20 protein-coding genes are annotated in these 24,736 nt (G+C 39.4%); 12 read left to right on the plus strand and 8 right to left on the minus strand.

Features of this window, described 5'->3' with window-relative positions:
* Positions 1-215: 215 nt before the first annotated feature.
* On the plus strand, positions 216-2,306 hold the full coding sequence (locus tag ACKWB9_RS05515) for a tetratricopeptide repeat-containing sensor histidine kinase (protein WP_414001999.1): 2,091 nt from the start codon (positions 216-218) through the stop codon (positions 2,304-2,306).
* On the opposite strand, the gene bshB1 is transcribed toward ACKWB9_RS05515, so the two are convergent.
* The 5 genes from bshB1 to ACKWB9_RS05540 all read right to left on the minus strand — a co-directional run bounded on the left by bshB1 (position 2,303) and on the right by ACKWB9_RS05540 (position 9,903).
* On the minus strand, positions 2,303-3,019 hold the full coding sequence (bshB1, locus tag ACKWB9_RS05520) for a bacillithiol biosynthesis deacetylase BshB1 (protein ID WP_414002000.1): 717 nt from the start codon (positions 3,017-3,019) through the stop codon (positions 2,303-2,305). The genes ACKWB9_RS05515 and bshB1 overlap by 4 nt on opposite strands.
* A gap of 55 nt (positions 3,020-3,074) precedes the next feature.
* Positions 3,075-4,253, minus strand: coding sequence for a trans-sulfuration enzyme family protein (locus tag ACKWB9_RS05525; RefSeq protein ID WP_414002001.1), 1,179 nt, complete (start codon positions 4,251-4,253; stop codon positions 3,075-3,077).
* 39 nt (positions 4,254-4,292) lie between these two features.
* Complete coding sequence (locus tag ACKWB9_RS05530) at positions 4,293-5,705, minus strand: MATE family efflux transporter (protein ID WP_414002002.1); 1,413 nt, start codon at positions 5,703-5,705, stop codon at positions 4,293-4,295.
* 170 nt (positions 5,706-5,875) lie between these two features.
* Positions 5,876-9,058, minus strand: coding sequence for a cytochrome c biogenesis protein (locus ACKWB9_RS05535; RefSeq protein WP_414002003.1), 3,183 nt, complete (start codon positions 9,056-9,058; stop codon positions 5,876-5,878).
* Between the two features lie 161 nt (positions 9,059-9,219).
* Positions 9,220-9,903 carry an RNA polymerase sigma factor gene (locus ACKWB9_RS05540; RefSeq protein ID WP_414002004.1) on the minus strand — a complete coding sequence of 228 codons (684 nt, stop codon included), beginning with the start codon at positions 9,901-9,903 and terminating at the stop codon, positions 9,220-9,222.
* A gap of 107 nt (positions 9,904-10,010) precedes the next feature.
* On the opposite strand from ACKWB9_RS05540, the gene ACKWB9_RS05545 reads away from it, so the two are divergent.
* From ACKWB9_RS05545 to galK, 9 genes are all read left to right on the plus strand, one after another.
* On the plus strand, positions 10,011-10,385 hold the full coding sequence (locus ACKWB9_RS05545; RefSeq protein ID WP_414002005.1) for a hypothetical protein: 375 nt from the start codon (positions 10,011-10,013) through the stop codon (positions 10,383-10,385).
* A gap of 121 nt (positions 10,386-10,506) precedes the next feature.
* A complete protein-coding gene (locus ACKWB9_RS05550) occupies positions 10,507-10,884 on the plus strand; it encodes a hypothetical protein (RefSeq protein WP_414002006.1) in 378 nt (125 codons plus the stop codon).
* A 108-nt stretch (positions 10,885-10,992) separates the two neighbouring features.
* A complete protein-coding gene (locus ACKWB9_RS05555; protein WP_414002007.1) occupies positions 10,993-11,757 on the plus strand; it encodes a Rossmann-like and DUF2520 domain-containing protein in 765 nt (254 codons plus the stop codon).
* Positions 11,741-12,268 carry a KdsC family phosphatase gene (locus tag ACKWB9_RS05560; RefSeq protein WP_414002008.1) on the plus strand — a complete coding sequence of 176 codons (528 nt, stop codon included), beginning with the start codon at positions 11,741-11,743 and terminating at the stop codon, positions 12,266-12,268. Before ACKWB9_RS05555 ends, ACKWB9_RS05560 begins: the two co-directional genes overlap by 17 nt.
* A 3-nt stretch (positions 12,269-12,271) precedes the next feature.
* Positions 12,272-12,859, plus strand: coding sequence for a Maf family nucleotide pyrophosphatase (locus ACKWB9_RS05565; RefSeq protein WP_414002009.1), 588 nt, complete (start codon positions 12,272-12,274; stop codon positions 12,857-12,859).
* A 36-nt stretch (positions 12,860-12,895) separates the two neighbouring features.
* Positions 12,896-13,849, plus strand: coding sequence for a septum formation inhibitor Maf (locus tag ACKWB9_RS05570; RefSeq protein ID WP_414002010.1), 954 nt, complete (start codon positions 12,896-12,898; stop codon positions 13,847-13,849).
* A 246-nt stretch (positions 13,850-14,095) separates the two neighbouring features.
* The gene (locus ACKWB9_RS05575; protein ID WP_414002011.1) at positions 14,096-16,627 is read left to right on the plus strand and encodes a PIG-L family deacetylase; all 2,532 of its coding nucleotides are present in this window, start codon (positions 14,096-14,098) and stop codon (positions 16,625-16,627) included.
* Between the two features lie 111 nt (positions 16,628-16,738).
* Positions 16,739-18,532 (plus strand): sodium:solute symporter family protein, encoded by a 1,794-nt coding sequence (locus ACKWB9_RS05580; RefSeq protein WP_414002012.1) that lies wholly within the window; start codon positions 16,739-16,741, stop codon positions 18,530-18,532.
* 89 nt (positions 18,533-18,621) lie between these two features.
* On the plus strand, positions 18,622-19,779 hold the full coding sequence (gene galK / locus ACKWB9_RS05585; RefSeq protein ID WP_414002013.1) for a galactokinase: 1,158 nt from the start codon (positions 18,622-18,624) through the stop codon (positions 19,777-19,779).
* Positions 19,780-19,904: 125 nt separating this feature from the next.
* Here galK and ACKWB9_RS05590 read toward each other — a convergent pair whose 3' ends face one another.
* Positions 19,905-20,750 (minus strand): DUF2911 domain-containing protein, encoded by an 846-nt coding sequence (locus ACKWB9_RS05590; RefSeq protein ID WP_414002014.1) that lies wholly within the window; start codon positions 20,748-20,750, stop codon positions 19,905-19,907.
* A 356-nt stretch (positions 20,751-21,106) separates the two neighbouring features.
* On the opposite strand from ACKWB9_RS05590, the gene ACKWB9_RS05595 reads away from it, so the two are divergent.
* Both ACKWB9_RS05595 and ACKWB9_RS05600 read left to right on the plus strand, forming a co-directional pair.
* On the plus strand, positions 21,107-21,553 hold the full coding sequence (locus tag ACKWB9_RS05595) for a VOC family protein (protein WP_414002015.1): 447 nt from the start codon (positions 21,107-21,109) through the stop codon (positions 21,551-21,553).
* Between the two features lie 68 nt (positions 21,554-21,621).
* Positions 21,622-22,620: a pirin family protein gene (locus ACKWB9_RS05600; RefSeq protein WP_414002016.1), complete on the plus strand. Its 999-nt coding sequence runs from the start codon at positions 21,622-21,624 to the stop codon at positions 22,618-22,620.
* A 61-nt stretch (positions 22,621-22,681) separates the two neighbouring features.
* Here the strand turns inward: ACKWB9_RS05600 and murA are convergent, their stop codons facing one another.
* Together murA and ACKWB9_RS05610 are read right to left on the minus strand one after the other, a co-directional pair.
* Positions 22,682-23,989 (minus strand): UDP-N-acetylglucosamine 1-carboxyvinyltransferase, encoded by a 1,308-nt coding sequence (gene murA, locus ACKWB9_RS05605; RefSeq protein WP_414002017.1) that lies wholly within the window; start codon positions 23,987-23,989, stop codon positions 22,682-22,684.
* 16 nt (positions 23,990-24,005) lie between these two features.
* Positions 24,006-24,659 (minus strand): DUF4290 domain-containing protein, encoded by a 654-nt coding sequence (locus tag ACKWB9_RS05610; protein ID WP_414002018.1) that lies wholly within the window; start codon positions 24,657-24,659, stop codon positions 24,006-24,008.
* Between the last annotated feature and the right edge of the window lie 77 nt (positions 24,660-24,736).

Below are 24,736 nucleotides of genomic sequence, written 5' to 3' on the forward strand. Positions count from 1 at the left end.
GAGACAAATTGCCCATTGTAAAAGAAATATTATATCAGGGAACATTTAACATATATATTATTAATAATGATAATATTTATGTCAATAATAATATTTAAATCGATAAAAAACTGATTTTTAAGGATAAAACACACAAAAAAAGCCGTTTCACAACATAATTTATTTTTATCCTATAAGAGCACATATTTTTATAGTCCAAACATAGGTAAAAATATATGTTCGCTGAAAAAGTACATTTTCAGAAAAAATCAAGAAAACAAGTTTTAAAATTTGGTACGCTCATAATTGGCCTTTTTTTTTCTTTGATTTCTTTTTGTCAAAGTAACAGTCGAGATAGCATTCTAAGAAATATCCAATTCCAAAAACAAAAACCCGAGTTTAAGGAAACAGATACTATATATATTAATTCGCTCACCAATTTGGTGAAAGAATACCGTTATTATAAATTGGACAGCCTACGCTTGCTGGCGGATAAGATAATGGAAATAAGTGAAGTTTCCCATTATGCATATGGCAAGGCAAAAGCCCATTTGGCACTCGGGCGTTTCCATTCAGATAAGGGCGATCATAAATTGGCCATAGAAAATTACAAATCCGCGGCCTTGATCGCTAAACAAATAAACAACTCCACCGTACTTCTTAATACCATTGATGGACTAGCCATAGAATATGGTTACAAAGGCGATTATTCCATGGCGTTGAGAGAATATTTTATGGGTGCCGAGCTGGCCATAAAATATGACAATAAAAATATGCAATCCATTATCAATGAAAATATAGCCAATCTTTATTTATCACAAAAGGATTATGATCAGGCCATGATATTCTTTGAAAAGGTAAAAAAAATCAATAAAGAAATAGGGAATCCCATCTATATGGCCGAAACAATGAGCAATATGGCCGCGGCTTATGCGGATATGGGAAAGTTGGATTATGCCATGTTCAATATTAACAGTAGTATCAACACCTTTGAGAAAAAGAAGATAATGGATTGGTTGGCCTATGCCTATGAAATAAAAGGGAAAGTTTATTTAAAACAGAAAAAATACAGATGGGCCATGCACTGGTACAAACAAAGCGAGCTTCTTCACAAGAATCTTGAAGATGAAAGAGCCGAGGTACCCCTTTTAAATGGTATGGCCAATGCTAGTTTACATCTTCAAAATGATAGCATAGCGGAAACATATGCCCTTAAAGCCCTTGAACTTTCCAAAAAAATCGGATCCATGGACGGGACTTTGGAATGTAGCAAAACCCTGTATTCCATAAATAAGAAAAAGGGCGATTTTAAAACCGCCTTACACTATCATGAGATTTTCCAAAACTTATCGGATAGCTTGATTACAAAGGAAAATCAAAAAGGGCTGACAATGCTCAAAACAAAACTTAAGTATGATGAGCAAAAAAAACAACTCATATTAAAAAACGAAAAAGCACTGGCCAAACAAAAGAACTATGTTTACGTTGCATTCATTATTTTATTCATTTTCTTGGGCATTACCCTTTTAATTAGGCGAAATGAAAGAATTCAAAAGACTTTGAACAAAGAATTGATTTCCAAGAAAAACGATTTGGAAAAAAATGAGGAATATCTAAGGGATGTAAACCAAACTAAAAATAAACTATTTTCAATAATAGGACATGATCTAAGAGGGCCAATCGGGGCCTTTCAAGGGTTATTGAAATTGTTCAAGGACGGTGAAATGAGCAACAAGGAGTTTTTAGCATTCGTACCTAAATTAAGAACGGACATAGATCATATAGCCTTTACCCTAAATAACCTGTTGTCCTGGGGGCAAACACAAATGAACGGCGCTACTACCAAACCATGTGTAACCGCCCTGGAAAATATAGTTGAAGATAATATTGCGCTTTTATCCGAGATAGCACATAATAAATCTATTAAGTTCATTAACAGAATAGAGGCCAATACCCATATTTGGTCAGATGCCAACCAAATAGATATCGTAATCCGTAATTTGGTGAGCAATGCTTTAAAGTTTACGCCGGAAAATGGGATGATTACGATTGGTGCGACCGAAAAAACGAGACACTGGGAAATCTATATAAGGGACAACGGTATTGGTATGAACGAGGAAACCATGGGCAAGATTTTCAAAAAAGAAAATAATCACAGTTCTTACGGTACCAATGATGAAAAAGGTACGGGATTGGGACTTTCCCTATGTAAGGAAATGGTAGAAAAAAATAAAGGGGTTATATGGGTAAACAGTGCCCCTAATAAGGGTTCCAGTTTCTATTTTACAATACCCAAGGCCAAAAAGGAATACAAAAAAACGGCCTAGATCAAAGCATCTAGATCGTCTACGGCGATCATGCGCTCTACATTAAAACCTTCCGCATAATCCTTTCCGATCAACCTTCCCAAATCCCTGGCGCGATAATTTACGCTTTCTAAGAACGTTTTGCTGCTTATTGGCGTTTCTGGTTCGTTGTTTTTGGGGTCATGAAATTGGGAAGCGTACGCTAAAATAGCTTCTGTTTTTTTATCGATATATCCACTTATATCCACAACAAAATCGGGAACAAGGTTTTTCCATTGAATATAATGATACACCAATTTCGGTCTCCAAGCACTTTGTTCTTGACCATCCAATTCTGTTTCTATTTTTAGAAGTCCACTCAAAAAACAAGAATCGCTCACCAGTTTACTTCCCTTTCCATGATCTATATGGCGATCGTTAATAGCATTACACAGCACGATTTCCGGCCGATACTTGCGTATCGTTTTTATAACGGCCAGTTGATGTTTTTCATCGTTCTTAAAAAAGCCATCTTTAAAACCCAGGTTTTCCCGTATCTTAATTCCCAGAACATTAGCAGCTAGAACGGCTTCCTTATCCCTTATCTCTGCAGAACCACGGGTACCCAACTCTCCTCGGGTCAAATCTACAATACCTACCTTTTTACCTTTGGAAACTTCCTTGGCTATGGTGCCTCCCGCTCCCAGTTCCGCATCATCCGGGTGGGCTCCAAAAACTAATATGTCCAGTTTCATTTATTGAATTAAGTTGTTTTAGTCGATTATCCGTTTTAATAATTATAACAAAATACTAGTTGTCCGCAGATATCGGATTTTTTGTTTTAATATGGGTCAGTGCTTGTTCTATATCTTCCATCAAATCTTCAGGTTCTTCAATTCCAACCGAAAACCGAATCAATCCATCGGATATCCCCTGCCCTACCCGAACTTCTGGTGTCATCAAAGCATGTGAAGTTTGTGTAGGGGAAAGCACAGTACTTTCTACACCGGCCAGGCTCATAGAAGGTTTGATCAGTTTTAACGATTTTTGGAATAAAGAAGCATCCAAATGAGGTTTCAATTCAAAGGAAAGCATTCCACCAAAACCCTTCATTTGTTTTTTGGCTATATCATGATCTTTGTGAGACGACAACCCGGGATAGTAAACAGTAGCTATATCCCCTAAATCATTCAGGAAATTGGCCATTGTCAGGGCATTCTCATTTTGCGCTTTTACCCGTAACCCCATGGTTTTGATACTCCTTTCCAAGAGCCATACCGTATAATCGCTTAAACTGCCTCCAAAATTCTTTGCCAAATGAAATATCTGTTCAATATATTCGGCAGTGGAAGCTACAGCTCCGGCACAAATATCGGAATGCCCGCCCATATATTTGGTCGCACTATGAAGGACCACATCTATTCCAAAATCGATCGGGTTTTGATTTATGGGGCTGGCAAAGGTATTGTCTATCATGGAAATCAACCCGTACTTTTTGGCTATACGGACCACCCCTTCCAAATCCGTAATGGTCAGCAGCGGATTGGACGGGGTTTCTATATAGATTACTTTAGTGTTTTCCTTTAATTTAGCTTCAAAATCTTTGGGTTCCCATCCTTCGGTAAACGTATATTCAATTCCGTATTTCGAAAATTCTTCTGTTATCAGGTTATAGGTTCCCCCATACAGTGTTTGTTGTAAGATAACATGGTCCCCTGCTCTTAAAAAGGCCATTAAAGACGTACTTACGGCAGCCATTCCACTACCAAAGATCAATGCGGACTCCGCATGTTCCAGCGCTGCAATTTTCTTGCTCAATCCTTCTTGGTTGGGCGTATTGAAATATCTTGGATATCGTTTTACGGCAACATCGTCAAATGCATAGGAACTACTCATATAAAGGGGGGAAACCGCACCCTTATACTGTTTATCCTCTAATTGGCCAACATGGGTGCAAATGGTATTTATTCCTTTATCTTTTTTGTTCATTTTCACGAAAAAAATTTCTTTTAAAGGTACTAATTTAAGTCAGACCTGAAACGATTTCCATTTGCCCTTTTTAAAAAGGACTATGGAGATTATGGCCAGCAATACCTCCGCCAGGGTAATGGCCATAAAAACGCCCATGGCCCCTAACTTAAAATAAAAAGCAGCCAAATATGCGAATGGCAATTGAAAAGCCCAAAACGCTATCAGATTTATACGGGTAGGCGTTCCGGTATCGCCCGAACCGTTAAATGCCTGCGTGACCACCATACCGTATGCATAAAATATATACCCTGCGGCAATTATTTGCAAACAGAGTCCGCCACTTTCCACAACGGCAGGAGTCGCATTGAACCAACCCACGATATTTTTGGCATAAAGCAAATAAATTACGGAAACCAATCCCATGAAATAGGCATTATACTTTCCTGTTTTCCAAACCGAAGTTTCCGCACGTTCCGGTTTATTGGCACCAAGGTTTTGACCCACCAAAGTAGCGGCGGCATTGCTCATACCCCAGGAAGGCATTAAGGTAAACAGCATTACACGAATGGCAATAGTATAACCCGCCAGGACTTCGCTACCAAATTCAGACATCATACGCATTAAAAAAACCCAGCTGGATGTTCCTATCAAGAATTGTGCAATGCCCCCCAGGGAAACTCTTATCAGATTGAACATCACCTTTGTGTTCAAGATCAAGTCCGTAAAGGCAAGTTTTATCCTTCCCCATCCAAAAAATAATATTCCCAATTGAAAAAGTACGGCCGTTCCCCTCCCTATATTGGTAGCTATCGCTGCGCCCATAACACCGTATTCCGGTATAGGGCCCCAACCGAAAATAAAGAGAGGGTCCAATATGATATTGAGCCCGTTGGAGAGCACTAAGGCCCACATGGCAATAGAAGCATCACCAGCTCCCCTGAATATCGCATTGATAAGGAACAACAACATAATGGTGCTATTGCCTCCCAATAAAAGTTGGGTATAACCATATCCTTCAGAAATCAAATCGGGTTCCGCTCCCATTATCGAAAGGATTTCCTTTGCATAAATAAATCCAAACACCCCTACGATCAAAGAAACGAGTATTCCCAGAGCGATAGCCTGAACAGCGGACTCCTTAGCACCCTGTATATCTTTCTCCCCAATTCTTCGTGACACTACGGCCGTTGCCGCCATACTTAGTCCAATGGCCACGGCATATATTAAAGTGACAACGGATTCCGTTAGCCCAATTGTGGCCACTGCATTAACACTTACCTGGGATACATAGGCTATATCTACCAAAGCAAAGATAGATTCCATCAACATTTCCAATATCATGGGGATGGAAAGCATAAAAATTGCCCTACGGATACTCCCAGACGTAAATTCGGATTCCTTGCCCGTTATCGCTATCCAGAAATAATTAAAAAGTTTTTTAAACGTAAAATTTATATGATCAGTTGTCATTATGAAGTAAAATTATGTGATAAAAAAAGAGAAATGTCAATAATAGGACAGAAGTAAGTCCATTACTTTTTGGGTAAAAACCCGATGACATCTATAAAATACATAATCCTTACAGCTTCATAATGGAACAAAGATGGTAAAAAAATAAGAAGTAGGACACGATCAATACATTATTTAACATAATTTGCACGATACCGCCAATAACTAAGTCCACCTAAGACCAAAACTGCCAAAACAATATATTTCACATAATAAGGTGTTATTGCCGCTGAACCGCTCTGTCCATAACTGTGCAGTCCTACCAAATAATAATTTACCCCAAAGTAGGTCATCATAATACACCCCACAGCTGCCAGGCTCAAAAAATTAAATAACCATTTACTGCGAAGTCCCGGTACCAAGCGGGTATGAATAATAAAGGCATAGACCATAATGGAAATTAAGGCCCAGGTTTCTTTGGGATCCCAACCCCAATAACGCCCCCAGCTTTCATTGGCCCATTGTCCGCCCAAAAAATTGCCGATTGTCAGCATAACCAAACCTAATGTTAAAACCAACTCATTGATGATGGTCAATTCTTTCAGGTTGATTTCCATGCGTTTTTGGTTCTTTTTGGTGGTCAACAATATCAACAAAAGACTGACAAAGCCTAATATCCCCCCTACGATCAACGGGCCATAACTCCCCACAATGACCGCAACATGTATCATTAACCAATAACTATCCAATACCGGTACCAAATTGGAAATAGCAGGGTCTACCCAGTTCCAGTTGGCTATCATAAGTAGCAAACAGGTCACAAAAGCGGCCGCTGCCATGGTCATATCACTTTTTCTGGTAAACAGGAGTCCCATACCCATAGTAGCCCAAGAAACATAAATAATACTTTCATAGGCATCACTCCACGGGGCATGGCCAGAAATGTACCAACGAAGTATCAACCCGCCCGTATGCCATAAAAACAAAATAATGATCGTTCCTTTTAAGGCATATATGGCTACCCTCCAAATGGAGCGGTCTTTAAAGATTTGAAAAATCAATATGATAAAAAGCAAAAAACCGAACAAGCCGTACAACTTATACAAATGATTGAAAACATTCAGTTTGTTGTAAATAATCTCGGTATCTATTTTTTCCTTGGAGGGCAGTATTTCACTCCCATGGTTCTCCTGGTTTTGCTTAAAAGCGTCCAATAACTTATCTGCTACGGAATAATCACCCGTTTCCTTTGCTTTTTGCAAGGTCATTAGGTAATAGGGAATGGAGTTTTTAATAAAGTTGGCATAAAGTGAGTCGGCCACCGGATATTGTCCCCCTCTATAGGCTACCGTGGATATCCATTTATTGTTCTCATCATTCAATAACGGGAATATTTTAATCATTTCTCCACTAAGGGCCTGATTTAAAAGATTTACCCTAATATGCGCCTGTTTTATATCCTTTTCAAAGGCATCTGGATTATTGGTCGATGTAGCTTCCCGCAATACAGACTCCAATTTATAGTTTCCCTTAGCATCAAAAAAATCGGTCGCCTTAACATATTCTTGATTTTCAGGAACACCGATCAAGTGTCTTATGCTATCATTTTTCACATCCTTGCTCAGGTTGATAAATTCGGTATTGTACCAAACCGCAGGATTCATCATCATGGACAGGAATATCTGATCGGCGTTCATACTCTTAAATTTATCCTTACGGCTTAATTTCCGTAACAATTCCGAGGAAAAGGTGTTTATGGGCTTCATTCGTCCCCCCTCGTCCTGTATGACCAGTTTTCCAAATTTCTCGGCATGTGACGCGGAAACCATGGTCGCCCTTAAAACGGAATCTATCTGCTCCTGAGTTGGCATTTTGCCTCTGTGATCATGGCCATCGTTAACCGTATGCTCCTGCCCTATGGCATTAAAAAATAAGCCAAAAATAAGGAGGGTAGTCAGTTTTGCCTTTTTGGTCTTTAACTTTTTCAAGGATTGGCCAAGGTCTTTGAACCGTGTTTTCCCAAAGAACATAATCCCCACTAAACCGAGGTATAACAGAAAATAACCTACATACGTGATCCATGTGCCCCATTGGTCATGGTTAACGGATAGTCTGGTGCCTTTTTCATCGGGGTCAAACCCGGCCTGAAAAAACCGGTAGCCTTTATGATCGAGGATATTGTTCATAAAAATATCATAATCATAGGGACGTTTGTCCTTTACCGTGACCTTGCTCATAAAAGAAGCGTACCCTTTTTCCGTACCGGGATATTTTACGGCTATAAAATCATTGAGCTGAACGGCAAAAGGAAGTTCATGGACTTTAGATCCATAGCGCAATGAAAAGCCCAATCCACCAACCTGTATTTTATCCGTAAAATTGGTATTCCCTTTCCCCCCCAAGATTTTTACATGCTTAGTTTCCCCATTGGTAGTTACGGCGACTTCCAAAGCATCAAAATCCCCTTCGGTCTTTTCTTTTTCAGGTATTTCCACTATTCCATATGAGCCTCGGACAAGCGAATCCGGCATAACAAATTGCATATTCGCCAGCTGATACAAAGAACGCAATTGCAATGGTTGTAGGCTATCCTTGATCACCTGACCTTGAAATTGATCCGCCATGCGCAGAAAATTCCCGCCAAAAGACGGTTCTATTTGATAAACGGAATCTGTCGTATAAATATTTATGGCACCATCCATTTTCTTGTTCAGGGCGAATAATACATTATGCACACTGGTCACTTTTCCATTTTCCAGAAAGTGTTCGTGGCGTTGGCCGTCCCCGGCCTCAACTAATTTTAAATACGTATTTCCTTCCGGATCGGGCAAAAGTCCTTTTTTGGCCCCTTCAATAAAATCTACATAGGAGATGGAAAAATCCGTGCCGTTAAAATCCGACCGCCAAGGCAGATTGGATTTAATGGCCTGCTCCGTAACGATCAAATCATCTTCTAAGATTTTACGTTTGGGTTCTCCATCGATTTCACCATCAACATGGGCCGTCAAATAGGTCTTGGCGGAATAAAAAACATTTTCGGAGACCCCTTCCCGTATGGGCATCATTCCTTCATAACTTATATAGCGTGTTACGAACGCCCCTATAATAATTAATATCCACGACAAATGCAGCGTAAGAACTGGCCATTTTTCCAAACGGAACAATCTATATCTAGTAATATTTCCAATAAAATTTATGACAAAAAAGACCATAATGGCCTCGAACCATGTAGTATTGTAAATCCAGATACGTGCCGTTTCCGTACTATACCAACTTTCTATGAACGTACCAAAGGCCATCGCCGTGGCAAAAACAATAAAAAGAACGGCCATTAATCGAGTGGAGAAAAAAAATTTCTTTAGCAATTCCGTCATGAAGAAAAACGTTGATTTTCAACAGGCAAAAATAGGGTATTTTAAAGAGATAATATCTTAAATTGGTTTGTTTCCGAATGGTATAACAATCTTTTTTTCTTTGTTTAGGAACAAAAGGAATTTGGCATAAAAACCTATAAAAGCAATTTAAGATGGTTAGGCTATGGGCGAAATATAATTTCCATGGTGCGATCAGTAATATTATCGCATTTATGGGCACCAAATCCAAAAACCTCCTCGGTATTTATAGTGAGTTCGTAAAGCCTTTCCTTTAAGCTGTTTTTAGCCCGATGAAGACGTACCTTTACATTGGAAACGGAAATATTTAGACAGTTCGAAATTTCATTGATGGACATCTCTTCCAATTCCCTTAAAATATACACCGTACGGTACTTTACGTCCAAGGTATCTATTGCGTTTTCCAAAAGTTGTTTTGCCTCGTTTCTGATCATTCGTTTTTCAGGGTTTAATTGATCTCCGGCAGGGATTTCCAAAATTGTATTTTTGGTAATCGCTATAGAGGGTCCGTTTATATCTATTATTTTTCCCTTTTCCTTCAACCTGGCCAGGGTTTCATTAATACCGATCCTGATCAGCCATGTAGAATAAGTGGAGGTCCGCTTAAATTGCGTTAGTTTTTCAAACGCTTTCAGATATGTATTCTGCATAATATCCTCTATTTCGGCACTATCCCTAATATAGCTTCTTACAACACGAAAAAGTTTTTGATTGTTTCTTCTTAAAAGTATTTCGTACAATTCTTTTTCTCCTGCTAGAATCCTATCGATGATTTCTACCTCTGCTATTTTGCGATTCCTAAAATCTCCTTGTTTGGTTGTTCCCATTGCCGTATGCTTTGGTCTTAGATTGAAATTATAAGAAATAGTTACAAAATTTTGTAACCTTTTTGCGCTTCACTTATCTAAAGTTAAACTATAAAATCAAAAAACGAATGGATTCAAATATTCACCTAGTGAAAACAGTGTTGAAATACACTTATGGTCTCGTACCGATTATTGCCGGATTGGACAAGTTTACAAACCTCTTGACGGATTGGGGCCAATATTTGGGCTCCAATTTTTCGGGGATAGTCCCGGTAGAAACGGGAACTTTTATGATTCTTGTCGGGCTTATAGAAATTGTGGCGGGCGTACTGGTATTCATAAGGCCAAGGATAGGGGCCTTGGTAGTAATGGTTTGGTTAACAGTTATTGCTTTGATACTATTGATCAGCGGCAATTTTATAGATGTTGCCGTTCGTGACCTTGTAATGGCCATAGGGGCTTTTTCATTATCAAAATTGTATGAAACCGGCCCAAAAGCCTAAGCCTGTAATGAGGTAAATAAAATTGGGCGGACCTTAAGCAACAAGCACTGTTAGGTTTATGTATATCATCTGACCAAAAACTTGTATTCCAACACCTTGTAAAAATCTAAAAACTATGAAAATGAACAGAAAGACTTTTATCAAAAAAGCAGCGGGAACTCTTTTAATAGGAATCCCGGCAATTTCACTACTTGGATGTTCCAATGACGATAGCGCCAATGGAGACCCAACGATCGACCCCGAACAAAGGGACTGTGCGGAGAACGGAGCTAATGCCACGGCTATTAGCAATAATCATGGACATACTTTGACCGTATCAAAAGAAGATATAGAAGCAGGTGTGGAAAAGACGTATTCCATTCAGGGTGGTTCAGGACATAACCACGACATTACGCTTACCGCGGAGAATTTCACCACTTTGAAAAGTGCAAAAACAATACAAGTGGAATCTTCCAGAGGCAATAGCCATAGGCATGATGTGACCGTTTCCTGTGCCTAAACCATGAAGGAAAAATAAGAGCCCTTCTAACATTCGATTTAAAATTTTAAGGTTGTTCACACCTTAAAAGGGTGGATATATGTGCAATTATATCGCTAATTTTGTAGCATGATATCCATCACCATTATTGGAACGGGCAATTTGGCGGAACATTTGGCTTTTGCTTTTTCCAAAGCAAAGGGTATTCGGCTAAATCAGGTGATAGGGAGAAATAGAAAGCGTTTGGACGTATTTTCTAAATTCACTTCTATTTCTTCCGATTATGATGCACTGTTAGATTCCGATATTTACATTTTGGCCATAAAAGATGGGGCCATCCATGAGGTTGCCAAAAAAATAAGTTATTTGAACGGATTGGTGGTGCATACCGCCGGTGCCATGAATATGGAAGTCCTTGGCCCGAACAAAAACATTGGTGTTTTTTATCCGTTACAGACCTTTACGAACGGGCAAGAAGTAGATTTTACAACGATTCCCATATGTATTGAGGCCAATTCCGAAGAGAGCCTGGGGCTGCTTTTAAAACTTGGCACCACCCTAAGCACAAAAGTGCAGGTCATACCTTCCAAAAAGAGAAAAATACTGCATGCCACCGCCGTGTTCGTCAATAATTTCCCCAATTATCTTTACGCCATAGCAAAAGAAATATGTGATGATAATCAACTGGAATTCAACCTATTAAATTCTTTGATTTCAGAAACTGCAAATAAAGTAAATTTTTTGACCCCAAATGAAGCGCAGACCGGCCCTGCACGAAGGGGCGACCAAAAAACCATGCACGAACACTTAAATTTGCTCAAAGAGGAAAAGCATAGAGAAATATATATACTTTTGAGCAATGCTATAAAAGCCACGAATGGAGAAAAGTTATAAAACCTTCTTAAAGAATATTACCACATTTGTTTTTGATGTTGACGGCGTATTCACGGACGGAACCCTTTTAATTACCACCAATGGTGAAATGCTCCGTAAAATGAGCGTAAAAGACGGGTACGCGTTAAAAGTTGCGCTGAACAAGGGGTACAATATATGCATCATTACCGGAGGGACCAATGAAGGTGTCAGGAACCGATTACGTGGTTTGGGAGTAACGGACATCTATATGGGAGCGCATCACAAGATTGATGCACTCGAGGAATATTTGGATATTTATGATATAGATGACCAACAAGTATTGTATATGGGCGATGATATTCCGGATATTCCTCCAATGAAGCGTGTGGCCCTGGCCGCATGCCCTCAAAATGCCGTTCCGGAAGTAAAGGCGATAAGCCGGTACATTTCACATATCAATGGAGGGCAAGGCTGTGTGAGGGACGTTATTGAACAGGTATTGAAAGTAAGGGGCGATTGGATGGATCATTTTAGTGCTGCCAACGACTGAATAATGCTGCAGGAAAAACTTAGGGACCATAAAATAATCCTGGCTTCGGGCTCACCAAGAAGACAACAGTTCTTTAAAGAAATGGGATTGGATTTTGAGGTCCGGTTAAAAGCCGTAGAGGAAATCTATCCGAAGCACTTGAGAGCTTCGGAAATTTCAGACTACCTGTCCGTACTCAAGGCATCCGTTCATCAAGAAAGTTTAGGTACCCACGAAATATTGATCACTTCCGATACTGTTGTTTGGCACAATGGGGAATCTTTGGCAAAGGCGGTGGACCGGGACGAGGCCTATAAAATGCTTGAAAAACTCTCCGGTGATTGGCATGAGGTCATTACCTCGGTATGCTTTACCACCATTAATAGACAAAAAATAAAAAATCATTCGACCAGGGTGAAGTTTAAAAACCTTTCCAAAATCGAGATAGACTATTATATCGAGAATTATAGGCCCTATGATAAAGCGGGGGCCTACGGTATTCAAGAGTGGATCGGCCTGATCGGCATTGAAGAGATCAAAGGTTCCTATACCAATGTCGTAGGGCTTCCTACACAATTGGTTTACAAAACGTTAATGGACATGGTATCCTGACCGTTTTTAGGTAATTTTGATAAAAACCCGAACATTATGTTTAAAAAATGGCTCAAATTAGGATTTTCCATCGTCGCCAGTATCGCAATCGGTACGCTGATCCAATCCTGCAAGGATAAAATCATTAAAAACGAGAAGCAGTTGGCAATGCACTCCGAAACCGATGAAAATACAATATTAAAAAATGAACTTTCCCAGGAATTTAAGGAATATTGGTATGCCGGTAAGGCAGAAATAACGTCTTATGAGCTGGAACAGGCCAGATATGGGGAACTTAGAAAAGGTAATGCCGTACTAATCTATGTTACGGAACCGTTTTTGTTCGGAAAACAGGTAAAAGCAGATAATCATCATGCGGATAATGTTCCGGTATTAAAATTAAATTCGACAAAAAACTATTTAACGGGAATCTATCCGTACTCCATTATGAGCAGTAGTTTTTATCCGGTACACGATCAACAACATGCGGTTAAAGTCGCTTTTTCTTCCCAAGAATGGTGCGGGCAGGTGTATGCACAGATCAATAATAGGGATAATTTTAAAATACAGTCCCATTCCTATTTTGAAAACGAGGCCGATCAAAATTTTAGTTTGGACAAAACACATTTGGAGAACGAGATTTGGAATAAAATCAGAATAAATCCGGCTAATTTACCTGTGGGTCAAATTGAAATGATTCCCTCACTGGAATACATACGCCTATCACACAAAAAACTACGGGCTTACAAGGCGATAGCATCCATAACCGTACAGGGGGAAGTCAAGACATACGAAATAATATATCCGGATTTGAACCGTTCGTTAAAAATCAACTTTACCAAAACATTCCCCTATACTATAGAAAGTTGGACGGAGACCTTTAAAAGCGGTTATGGCCCCAATGCGCAGGTACTAGCGTCCAAAGGAATAAAAAAGAAATCATTGAACACTCCCTATTGGCAACAAAACAGCAATAAGTATCTGTATTTACGAGATAGCCTGGGATTGTAGTTTATAGAGTCCTTTTTTCATAAATCCTCAAGAAGGACTGCATCTTAATATATTATAGAAAACCGAACGGTTGGACACCTACATATTCTAACAATATGATCCTTCAAAAGAGAGCATACCTGTATCAACTTGTGATGGCCAATCTGTTTCCGGTCGAGATGAAAACTAGTTTGTTAAAGAAGTTGTAAAAAAAATCCTATAGGTATATTATCTTTCTATCTTTGGTTTTTGTCTAAAACCATCAATATGCGCCAACTTCTGGTTCTTTTTTCTTGTTTGCTTTTTTTGTTTACTAAATTAAGTGCCCAAGTCCCCGAAAAGAATACCCCGTCAGATATTTATCATTCCATTCAAAGACTCAATTTTTTGGGAACCGCATTATTGGTTGCGGCACATCCCGATGATGAGAACACACGACTGATTTCTTATCTGTCCAACGGTGTAAAGGCCAGAACGGGATATCTTTCCCTGACCAGAGGTGATGGCGGCCAAAATTTAATAGGTCCGGAACTTAGGGAATTATTAGGCGTATTGAGAACTCAGGAACTTTTGGCCGCAAGGAGGATTGATGGTGGCGAACAGTTTTTTACCCGGGCCAATGATTTTGGATACTCCAAGCACCCTAAGGAGACCTTGAAAATATGGGACAAAGAAACCATATTGGGCGATGTAGTCCAAACGATACGAAAATTTAAACCGGATATTATCATTAATCGGTTCGATCATAGGAGTCCCGGATCGACCCACGGCCACCATACGTCTTCCGCAATGCTCAGTGTAGAGGCCTTTGATTTAGTGAACGATCCAAATTCATATCCAGAACAACTGTCAACAACGGAAATCTGGCAACCCAAGCGATTGTTCTTTAATACCTCCTGGTGGTTTTACGGCAGTCGGGAAAATTTTGAAAAAGCGGACAAAACCAATATGCTTTCCATTAATGTAGGTGCCTATTACCCAACCTTGGGGGTTTCCAATAATGAAATAGCTTCTTTGGCCAGTAGTCAACATCTTTGTCAGGGATTCGGCCGGTTGAACACCAGAGGGGCTCAACAGGATTATTTGGAATTACTAAAAGGAGATTTACCGAAGGATATGACCGATCCTTTTGAAGGGATCGATACAACCTGGTCAAGAGTTGAGGGAGGTACGAAAATCGGTGCTATTTTGTATAATGTGGAAAAGAATTTCGATTTCACAAACCCTTCCAAGCATCTTCCCGAACTGCTCAAGGCCTATGGTTTATTACAACATATAGAGGATGAACATTGGAAAAAATTAAAATCCAGGGAATTGGAGACGATTATCGTTAAGGTTGCCGGATTGCATTTGGAAGGCTCCGCCAAAACTGCCTATGCCAATCCTGGGGAAACCACTACCATTGGTATTGAAGCCGTAAACCGATGCGCCGCCAAAATAGTCCTGGAATCCGTACAAATAAATAAAAACGAGGTCATTGGCAATGCCCTGGTTCTCGCAACAAATATAACGGTGAAAAAAGATGTTTCCCTCGATGTTCCGGAAAGCACTCAATATACGAGTCCGTATTGGCTGATGGAAAAAGGCACTATGGGCGTATATACCGTAAAGAATGCCGAATGGATCGGAAAACCAGAAACGCCACGGGCATTTGAAGTGACCTTTAACCTCAATTTTGACGGAATTCCGATGTCAATTTCCAAGCCTGTAATACATAAATATGCCCGACCGGACAAAGGTGAGATATATCAACCTTTTGAAATCGTGCCGGAAGTTACCGCCAGTTTTAAGGATAAAGTATTGATTTTTGCGGATGACACCCCAAAGCAAGTTCCTGTAACCATCAAAGCGCATGCCGATAATGTTTCGGGAACGGTGCAATTCTGTTATGATAAAGGCTGGAATGTAGATGTAGAGACTAAACCTTTCCATATTGCAAAAAAAGATGATGAACGGACATTTTATTTCACCTTGTCCCCTCCCCAGTTTGAAGATGAGGGTTTTATATCGCCCCTGATTAAAATTAATGGTAAGGAAATTAACAAGGAATTGGTCTCCATAGCTTATGACCACGTTCCTACGCAAACCATACTAATTCCTTCCGAAGCAAAAGTAGTACGTTTGGATATCCAAAAGGCCGGGGAACACATTGGATATATTATGGGTGCCGGGGACGATGTTCCCACAAGCCTAGAACAAATTGGTTATACCGTTCATTTATTGGATCCGTCCAATATTTCAAAAGGCACGTTGGATAAATATGATGCGGTAGTATTGGGCATTAGGGCCTATAATGTAGTAAATGAGCTTGATTTTAAGCAAAAACATATATTGGATTATGTAAAGAATGGCGGTAATCTCATTGTTCAATATAATACGGCCGGAAGATGGGCCGCCCAATTTGAGAATATAGCGCCCTATTCGTTACAAATTAGCAGAGATCGGGTCACTAATGAGCATTCCGAAGTTAAAATAATGGCCAATGAACATGCCGTGGTAAATTTCCCCAATAAGATTGCTTTAAATGATTTTAAAGGTTGGGTACAGGAAAGAGGGTTATACTTTCCCAATAAATGGAGCAAGGAATTTACTCCCATCCTAGAAATGAGGGATGATGGCGAAAATTGGAAAAAAGGGAGTCTGTTGATCGCTCCTTATGGCAAGGGTAATTATATTTATACCGGACTGAGTTTTTTTAGGGAACTACCGGCCGGTGTTCCGGGAGCTTATAAATTATTTTCCAATATGTTGTCCATTGGTAAAGATAAAGTCGAATCACAAGACAGGATAAAAGGATGAATCAAGAAAAAGACAAAAGTAATAACTGGAAAAAGGAATATTCCCTTGTTCTGCTGCTCAACCTTATCTATATTCTCATTTTCTATTACATAATGACCTCATTCACATAGTATGGGAATACTGGATTGGATTATTCTTTGTGGCACATTATTGTTTATAGTAGTGTATGGGGTGTGGAAAACCAAAGGGAGTAAGAATGTAAACGACTATGTAAAAGGAGGCAACGAGGCCAAATGGTGGACCATAGGCCTTTCCGTAATGGCAACCCAGGCCAGTGCCATAACCTTTTTATCCACGCCCGGTCAAGCTTTTCATGATGGAATAGGGTTTGTTCAATTTTATTTTGGACTTCCTTTGGCCATGATCATAATCTGTATAGTATTCGTTCCAATATACCATAGAATGAAGGTCTATACGGCCTACGAGTTTCTGGAAAGCAGATTTGATTTAAAAACACGTTCCTTGACCGCCATTCTATTTCTCATGCAACGGGGGCTTGCCGCCGGGATTACCATTTTTGCCCCCTCGATCATTCTTTCTGCGGTTTTGGGTTGGGACTTGGGTACTTTAAATGTGATTATTGGCACATTGGTCATCATTTATACGGTTTCCGGGGGAACAAAGGCCGTAAACGTAACCCAAAAGCAGCAAATGTTCATTATAATGACTGGAATGTTCATTACCTTTTTCTTCATTTTAGGGTATTTCCCGTCCGATATTACATTTGACAAAGCTTTAAAAATTGCAGGTGCCAGTGATAAACTTAATATTCTGGATTTTAGTTTTAATACGAAGAGTAGATATACGTTCTGGAGCGGGATTACAGGAGGGCTATTTTTAGCCCTGGCTTATTTTGGTACCGATCAAAGTCAGGTACAGCGGTATTTGTCCGGAAAATCCATACGGGAAAGCCAATTAGGATTGGTTTTCAATGGAATTTTTAAAATCCCGATGCAATTCTTTATTCTCATGGTGGGTGTTATGGTATTTGTTTTTTATCAATACAATCCATCACCCTTGAATTTCAATCCTTCTGCGACGAAAACCGTTTTGAATTCGGAGTATGCCGAGGACTATCGATTATTACAGGAAGGTCAAGTTACATTGGAAGCGGAAAAAAGAATTGCACAAAATGATTTTTCGGCAGCATTGGAAATCAAGGAATATGCCGCCGTAGAGGAAGCAAAACAATTGATCATCAGAATTAATAAAAAAGATAGTATCAATCGCATAGCTGCAAAATCATTGATCAGGCAAGCGGACAAATCCGTGGAAATCAATGATAAGGATTACGTATTTATTCACTTTATCCTGAATAATTTACCCAAAGGACTTATTGGTTTATTATTGGCCGTTATCCTATCCGCTGCCATGTCCTCCACCGCTTCCGAATTAAATGCACTGGGTACCATTACCGCGCTGGATTTGTATAAAAGAAATGAAAAGCTGAGACTTAAAATATTAAGAGTTTTTCAGCTTGTGACCTTTGGCAGGTTCAAAAGAGAAAATAACAATGTATTTACGGAAAAGGACTATGTAAAGGCATCAAAGGCTTTTACGTTAATTTGGGGCATAATTGCCATTCTCATCGCTTGTATAGCCAATCTTTTTGATAATTTGATCCAGTTGGTGAACATTATAGGAAGTATATTTTATGGCAATGTACTGGGCATATTCCTTTTGGCGTTCTTTTTCAAGTTCATTAAGGGGAATGCGGTCTTTTTTGCGGCCATAGTAACACAGATCATTATCTGTATCGTCTATTACAATCTCATCCATATCCATCCTTCGGGCGATGAGAAATTGGGGTATTTGTGGTTAAATTTTATCGGTTCCGCCTTGGTCATCGTAATTGCCTTTATTTTTGAGCTTTTTGATAGAGTATTAAAGAAACCTTTAGCATAGAATTGGTTTAAAATTAATTTTATGATGAAAAAGTTCAAGTGCTATTTTTTTCTTTGATTATCTTGCGCAACTAAACCAATTGTTTTTTAATGATCGCTTCTAAAATAAAAACCTACTTTGAAACCAACTACGCAAAAAACCCACTTATAGTAAAATCTCCCGGAAGGATAAACCTAATAGGAGAACATACGGATTATAATCTGGGATATGTATTACCTGCATCCATAGAAAAAGCCATATATTTTGCCGTTTCGCCTAACAACACGGACAAGATCAATATTGAAACTTTTATATCATCACCGGAAAAAATCACTTTTGACCTACAGGGAAGCCAGACTGCTTTTGAAGCTTTCTGGGGCAATTATTTTAAGGCCATCATAGAGATTTTAATAGAAAAAAAATACCCCTTAAAGGGTTTTGATTGTGTTTTTGGAGGAGATATTCCCATTGGATCCGGACTTTCCTCTTCTGCTGCGCTTTGCTGTGGTTATCTCCATGCCCTTTCAAAAGTATGCGATAAGGAAATTCCCAAAGAGGAAATAGCGCTCATTGCACAGAAGGCGGAACATAGAATTGGATTAAATTGTGGTTTAATGGATCAATATGCGGTTCTTTTCGGGAAAAGGAACAATGCGCTTTTCCTGGATTGTAAAGATTTGACACATAAATATATTCCAATAAATTTGGATGGTTACAGTTGGGCATTGATCAATTCCAATATAAAGCACAATCTTGCCGTAGACTCTGAATATAATAAAAGAAGAGGTTCCTGCGAGGCCATTGTAAATACCGTGAACGAAAAACGGCCTGGGACAAGTTCCTTAAGGGATGTTACACTGGATGATCTGAAAAACGTTCAGAAAGAGGTAGATCCCATTGATTATAAACGAGCTCATTATGTCCTTCAGGAAAACAACAGGGTTCTAAAAATGATGGAATCCTTAAATTCGGGGGATGCCAAAACCGCAGGGAACATTCTTTTGGAAGGGCATTGGGCCATGTCCAAAGAGTTTGAAATTACTACAGAGGAATTGGATTTTTTGGTCGAAAATGGTCAGCGATTGGAAGGCGTTATGGGCTCAAGAATGATGGGCGGAGGATTTGGTGGCTGCACCATTAATTTGATTAAAACGGATAAGTTAAAAGAGAATCTGGAAAGAATGGTAAAGGATTATAAGGACAAAACCGGCATTGATGCAGAGGTCTATCACCTTAAAATTGATGATGGCGTACACGTTATGGAATGAGGTAATTCATCCCTTCAAATATTGAAATCACTTGCGTAAATAAATAAGCCCATATCTTTTCTAAAAATGTAAAAACCCGTAAACTAAATAAGTAGTTTACGGATTTTTATATATTTTATTTTTGATTACTTACCTCCCCATTCTTTAAGGGAATCCGTGTTCATTTTAATATAATCATCATTTTTGGCTTCCTTTGCCCCGGCCAATGATTTTTTTGCCGTGGCAATCGCACCCTTTTTATCCCCTGCTTTTGCCAAGATCAGCGATTGTTGTCTCAACTGCCAAAAACGTGGTTTTTCGATCATGGACATGGCTTTATTCATCCACTCCTTTGCTTTATTGATATCTTTTCCCTCATTTGCATAATAAACGGCGGCGGCATAGTAATCGCCTGCACTTGGTCCGGACAGTACATTTTCAATGTTTCTCATAACCGAAGCATCGGTAGGAACACCAAATGGAACAGCTACATAGACCTTCTCCCAAATAAAGCCAATGTTCGCCCCTGTGTTTTTTATATTATCTATAGAAACGGTAAAGGTCTCTACCGGAAACTCCATGTTGTAGACAGGAACCGTAGTTTTTGCCACTACTTTAGCATCGTCCCAATTTCTGGGTGTTCCGCCCCCCTGCGTATCCGTATAGAAAAAAACTTCCCAATTGGATTCGCCAGGTTTTGTGAAAATTGAGTACGTACCCGCTTTAACAGACTGATCCGCAATAGTAACGTCTGTATCAAAACTTATTTTAGTGTATGCGTTCGCTCCGGTTCTCCATAACTTTCCATAAGGAACCAAATCACCAAAAACGGTTCTCCCTTTCATGGAAGGTCTTGAATAATCCAAAGTTATCTCTGTTAATCCAACCGTCTGTATTAATTTGGATGACGGGCTAGGTGCCGGTGTATTTATCTGCGCCTCTAACGAAAGCGTTGCCACAATTGCCAAAAGAAAAAGTACTATTTTGTTCATAATAATGTTGTTTTTAAGTTGTAACAAACTTAAAGATAAAGCTCTATCAGCCTTGTTAATAAACTCCTAAATAAGTTTTCGGTTAAATCAATTACCGTATATGTCCGGATTTTCTATTTCTACTGAAAAAAAATAGGTTTTCCGTACAAAAGGTCTGGATGGCAATGAATCCATTTAAAATGGGAAAAAGACAAATCTATAAATGAATCTGTCCTTTACCCACAAGCAATAATTAGTAAAATAATCATTATTTTAGAGCTTCTTAAAAAAACGGTATTGGAAGTATCTTTTATCCGTTTTTGAGCTTGTTAAAAAATATATCCAATTAGAACCAAACCTAACGCAATAATAGTCCCATGAGAAAAATCCTAATTATAATTATTCTTATACATTCTGGAATACTTTCAGCACAATCTTTTGATTTTCAATTTGATCATTTTGCCATAGTTGTGGATGATGTTGATAAAAGCGCCGATTTTTATAAGAATATTTTAAAATTAAAAGAGATTCCCCATCCCGATCGGAAACCGGGTTTTAGATGGTTTGTAGTTTCGGGTAATTCCCAGATTCATCTTATTCAAAAGGAATTTACCCCTTTCGAGAAGAACAAATCCATGCACTTATGCTTGGCAACGCAGGATTTGGATGGAATTATCAGCCATTTAAGGGCAAACAATATCCCCTTCTCAGATTGGGAAGGCAAGGCAAATACCGTAAGACTGCGTTCAGATGGGGTTAAACAAATCTATATTCAAGACCCCGATGAGTATTGGATCGAAATAAATACCGCCAAACACGACTAAAAATCTTATAGTGTTCCATTTAAAACTCCGTTAACTATAGAAATCACGGTGTGTAAACAATAATAAAAATGAGCAATCCGATTATACAGGTTTTTCCCCTGGGTTTTCCGTGGCAGACACAAGATCCATTTTTGTTTTGTGTTTACCATCTGGATCATTACCCAAAAGGAAATAGTGAAATGGGTCCGGCTACCTCTTTAGAAGGAAGAAATCTGGGCAATGATTTTACCATAAAAGATGGTTGGCGCATGTACCACGGCAGGACCATTCCCGGTTTTCCAGCGCACCCGCACCGCGGATTTGAAACCATTACCATTGTTAATAAAGGATATTGTGACCATTCAGATTCTTTGGGTGCCGCCGGACGTTTCGGAGAAGGTGATGTACAATGGATGACGGCTGGTAAAGGTGTTCAACATTCCGAAATGTTCCCGTTGTTGAACGAGGGTACCGAGAATACACTGGAGCTTTTCCAAATATGGCTTAATCTTCCCCAAAAGGACAAATTTGCGGAACCGCATTTTAAAATGCTCTGGCATGAAGATATTCCTATAGTTCATGAAAAAAATGCAACTATAAAAATAATTGCGGGTAATTATCGTGGTAATCAGGCCAACGACCCCGCTCCGGATTCATGGGCGTCCAATTTAGAAAATGATGTGGCCATTTGGAACATTCACGTAGATGCCGAAAAAGAATACGCCCTTCCAAAAGCGGATACAGATGTATCCCGTACACTATATTTTTACGAAGGTGCCGAAATCTATATAGGCGATGAGAAGATTCTGCCAAATTATGGTATCACTTTAAATCCGGCCCAGGAAATTGTTGTTAGAGCAGGTACCCAAAAAGCACAACTTCTATTGCTTCAGGGAAAACCTATCTCGGAACCTGTGGCCAAATATGGACCATTCGTTATGAATTCAGATGAGGAAATACAGCAGGCCATGCAAGAATACCGACTTACCCAATTTGGAGGTTGGCCTTGGCCTCATCCGGACAATGTACATAGTAAGAAAAAAGGGCGATTCGCAAAATACCCGGATGGAACCTTAATCGAAAAATAGGTTCTAAAACTTTCCACCAATTTTTTGATATTGTTTTTTATCTAAAATTCGATAATAGTATTTAAACACGGACTATTCTTGCACCAATGGCACGCAAACGTTCGTCAATGTTTTCATATCCCCGATCGATCTGTTCTATATTATGTATCGTAGATGTTCCTTTTGCGGAAAGTGCAGCGATCAATAAGGAAACCCCTGCCCGAATATCCGGTGAAGTCATTGTGGTCGCTTTTAAGGTCGATTTAAAATCGTGTCCCATAACAGCTGCCCTGTGCGGGTCGCATAGTATGATCTTTGCCCCCATATCCAGTAACTTATCCACAAAGAACAATCGGCTTTCGAACATTTTTTGATGAATGATCACCTCTCCCCTGGCCTGTGTGGAGATTACCAGAATAATACTCAATAAATCCGGGGTAAGTCCAGGCCAAGGCGCATCGGCTATGGTCAAAATAGAACCATCGATATAATTCTGTATTTCATATCCGTTTTCGTGTCTGGGAATATAGATGTCATCTCCTTTTTGTTCCAATTGGATACCCAATTTTCTAAAAACGGAAGGTATTTGACCTAAATCGTCCCAACTTACATCTTTTATGGTAAGCTCGCTCTTGGTCATGGCCGCAAGCCCGATCCAGCTTCCTATTTCGATCATATCGGGAAGCATGGTATGTTCCGTGCCACCCAATTCCCGTACACCGTCTATGACCAATAGATTGGAACCGATACCGGAAATTTTTGCGCCCATCCTATTCAACATTTTACACAACTGTTGTAAATAGGGTTCACATGCGGCATTGTAAATGGTGGTTTGACCTTCGGCCAAAACTGCCGCCATTACAATATTAGCGGTTCCGGTTACCGATGCCTCATCCAAAAGCATGTAAGTACCTTTTAACGACTTGGCTTCCACACCATAAAAATATTCCTCTTTGTTGTAACGAAATTTGGCTCCAAGCTTAATGAATCCCTCAAAATGAGTATCCAAACGCCTTCTGCCAATCTTATCACCTCCCGGTTTGGGGATATACCCCTTGCCAAAACGAGCCAATAACGGGCCTACCAACATTATAGAACCTCTTAATCCTCTGCCATCCTGTTTAAACTGATCAGATTGTAAATATTCAAGATTTACATCATCTGCCTTAAAAACATAGGAACCTTTTTTTTTCTTGTGGATCGTAACGCCTAAATTCTCTAACAGGGAAATTAGTTTATTTACATCCACAATATCGGGAATGTTGTTTATGGTAACCTCTTCGCTCGTTAACAATACGGCACAAAGAATTTGTAAGGCTTCATTTTTAGCACCTTGCGGGGTAATCTCACCGGATAATCGGTGTCCTCCCTCTATCCTAAATGTTCCCATTTATAGTGGTGGAAGTTTAATAGCGTTTCTTGCCGCGGTTATTGTTTCTTTGATTTTTCTTGCCCGAATTGAATCTTTGGGACTTGGATATCCTGTTCTTCAGGAACTGACCGCTATCCGTAAGGTTCTCCCCATCGGAGGCTAAATCTATTTGACCATCGCTCAATTCATAAAGATGGTTAAAGATGGCCTTATCGTCCACTACATCCTTGTTCCAGTTCAAATAACATTTTTTCATATGGTTGGCAATGGCATACTCCAGGCCGGAACGCTTATCCCCTTTTTCCCATTGCACGGCAACATCGATCATTCGTTTTATATTGTTTCCGTAAAAACGATACTTTGGATGGTTTTGGGGGTATTCCAAGGGATCCGGACGCTTTTGCAATACCTCTTTTGAAGTAATCGGAAAAGGAGAGTCCACATCCAATTTAAAATCGGACATGATAAACATTTGATCCCACAGTTTATGTTGAAAATCCGGTACATCCCTTAAATGGGGCTGCATGTTTCCCATAACACTTATAATGGATTGGGCCACTTTATTTCTTTCATCACGGTCTTCTATACTGACCGCATGATCTACCATTTTCTGAAAATGCCGCCCGTATTCCGGTATAATAAGTTTCGGACGCTCTGTATTGTATTCGAGGTTTTCTACTAAATCCAAATTGGAAAAATTTAACTTAAAAATTGTTGAAGAGATATTGTTATAACGGCTGCAAATTAAGAAAATTATGGGTCAAA

Origin of the sequence: Maribacter spongiae (assembly GCF_047345125.1) — a bacterium.
GTDB lineage: Bacteria > Bacteroidota > Bacteroidia > Flavobacteriales > Flavobacteriaceae > Maribacter.